The sequence below is a fragment of the Paratractidigestivibacter sp. genome, from assembly GCF_052362415.1.
Classification (GTDB): Bacteria; Actinomycetota; Coriobacteriia; order Coriobacteriales; family Atopobiaceae; genus Paratractidigestivibacter.
The window spans coordinates 1-2408 of sequence record NZ_DAWEMK010000173.1 but is presented as its reverse complement, the minus strand read 5'-3'; the positions used below and the strand labels follow the sequence as shown (position 1 = coordinate 2408).

The window sequence follows — 2408 nt, the reverse complement described above, 5'->3', positions numbered from 1 at the left end:
CGTGGTCACGGTTTTCTGAGCACCGTGGTCACGAATAATTGAGCAGTTTGATCAAGTGGGCCGTGTCCCGGGGCCAGGGGCGCGGCCCTCGTCATACGGTTTCCCGGGCGGCAACTTTGGCGAGCCCGCCCGGGAAGGATGGAGGAGATGACCGTGCCCCTGGACGTAAGGAATGATATACGCTCGATGGACGCCGACGGCGTGCCGAGGGCGGAGATCGCGAAGAGGCTGCGGGTGAGCCGCAACACCGTCGCGAAGTACGCCGACATGGAGGACATGTCGCCGGAGCCCCCGCTGCCCGAGCGGCGGCGGAGGCCAGCGCTCGAGGGCCACGAGACCTGGGTCGAGTCGGTGCTCGAGGCCGACCTCGGTGCGCCCCGCAAGCAGCGCCACACCGCCAAGAGGGTCTTCGACAGGCTCGTCGACGAGCGGGGCTACGAGGGGTCCTACTCGACGGTCCGCAGGTTCGTGCTCGACTGGCGGCAGGCGCGGTCGGCGGGCGGCGGCGAGGGCTACCTGGAGCTCGAGTGGCCGGCGGGGACCTGCCAGGCCGACTACGGCAACTTCCGCGCCGTCATCGCCGGCGAGGAGCTCGACCTCAAGCTGCTGACGGCGACGCTGCCGCGCTCGAACGACCGCCAGTGCGTCGCGGCGCGCTCGCAGGCGTCTGAGTGCATGTGCGCGGGGCTGGCCGAGATATTCGGGCGCTGGGGGCGCGCCCCCAGGGTGATGGTCCTCGACAACGCCACCGAGGCGGGCAGGATGGTCCGCGGCGAGGTCACCGAGTCGAGGCTGTTCTCGCAGTTCAGGGCCCACTACCGCTTCGAGGCCAGGTACTGCAACCCCTACTCCGGCAACGAGAAGGGCTCCGTCGAGAACGCCGTGGGGTTCCTGCGGCGCAACCTCTTGGCCCCGGTCCCGTCCTTCGGGTCGATGGAGGAGCTCAACCGCCACCTCGCCGCGGGGTGCGCCGGGCTCAACGCCGCCTCGCGCGCCCGCGACGGCAGGCCGACGCCCGAGGCCCCCGCCGACGACCTCGCCGAGATGCGCGCGCTGCCCGGCGTCCCCTTCGACGCGGTGCGGTGGGTGCCGGCCAAGGCCGACAAGCGGGGCTACGTCACGGCGGCGGGCCGCGAGTACGTGGCCGGGCCGGCCTGGCACGACAGGAGGCTGCTGGTCGGGCTGCGGGCCGGCACGGTGGAGATCCTCGCCGACCGCGGGCGCAGGGTGGCCGTGCTGCCCAGGGCGTTCGGCGAGGGGCCGGCCGTGCGCAACCCGGCCTCGCTCGTGCCGGCGCTCGTCGCCAGGCCGCGCGCGTTCGGCGAGTCGACGATCAGGAGGGACATGCCGGCCGGCCTCGTCGACGGCATCGACCGCATGGACGCGGCCGGGAGGCGCAGGGCCCTCAGGGCGATCGGGCGGGCGAGCGGCGCGTCGGGGTTCGCGGCGGCCTGCGAGGCGGCGCTCAGGGTCGTCGAGGGCGGCCGCGTCCCCGACGACGCCACCGTCGACGTCCTCGCCGGGCGCATAGCCGCGGGCGGCGCGGCGGCCGCGGGCGGGGCCGACCTCGCGGTCTACGACGGCTTCCTGAAGGGGGCGGTCGCCGATGGCCGCTAGCGAGGAGCTGGCCCGGAGGGTCGTGGAGGCCGGGCGGTCCTGCTCGCTGACCGGCGCCGTCCTGGAGGAGTGGTCGCGCCTGGGGACCCCGAAGCAGGTCGAGTACCTCGCCGGCTACCTCGAGGCCGAGCGCGCGAGCCGCGAGTCGTCGAAGCGCGCGACGCTGCTCAGGCGCTGTGCCCTGCCCGCGCCGAAGACCTTCGACGGCTACGACTGGTCGGCGGTCTCGTGGCCCGAGGGGATGGGCCGCGAGGACCTGCTCTCCCTCGGCTTCCTGGGGCGGCGCGAGGACCTGGTGCTCATGGGCGACGTCGGCACGGGGAAGACGCACATGGCGTCGGCGCTGTGCGCGCTGGCGTGCGAGAGGAGGCTCGAGGCGCGCTTCTTCACGGCCTCCGCCCTCGTCTCGAGGCTGAGGAGGGCCCGCGACGAGGGCAGGCTCGACCGGGAGGCCGCGCAGATCGGCCGCGCCCGCCTGCTCGTCATCGACGAGCTCGGGTTCCTGCCGCTGGACGCCGACGGCGCCAGGCTGGTCTTCCAGGTCTTCGCCGACGCCTACGAGGCCCAGTCGGCGGTGATCACGACGAACCTCGAGTTCAGCAGGTGGGGCTCGGTCTTCGGCGACGACCAGATGGCGGCCGCCGTCATCGACCGCATAGTCCACCACGGCAGGCTCGTCCAGTTCCGTGGCGAGTCCTACCGCGTGCGCCACGCCCTGATGCAGGAGGGGTAGGTGCTCAAAAAGCGTGCGCGCCGGAGGTGCGCACGCTGCTCAATTCCCGGTGACCATT

General features: G+C 73.0%; 2 protein-coding genes. Both read left to right on the top strand.

Translation table 11 applies throughout. The features are described from left to right. The first annotated feature begins 153 nt into the window (after positions 1-153). Entirely contained in the window at positions 154-1617 is a 1464-nt protein-coding gene (gene istA, locus ACT84W_RS10530; protein WP_444329180.1) for an IS21 family transposase, read from the top strand. After that, positions 1607-2350 carry an IS21-like element helper ATPase IstB gene (gene istB / locus ACT84W_RS10525; protein ID WP_444329179.1) on the top strand — a complete coding sequence of 248 codons (744 nt, stop codon included), beginning with the start codon at positions 1607-1609 and terminating at the stop codon, positions 2348-2350. The genes istA and istB overlap by 11 nt, the downstream gene beginning before the upstream one ends. Positions 2351-2408: the final 58 nt, after the last annotated feature.

What these genes read in the sequence shown, in the direction of transcription:
- istB (WP_444329179.1), top strand. Translation starts at nt 1,607, where the DNA reads ATGGCCGCTAGCGAGGAGCTGGCCCGGAGGGTCGTGGAGGCCGGGCGG.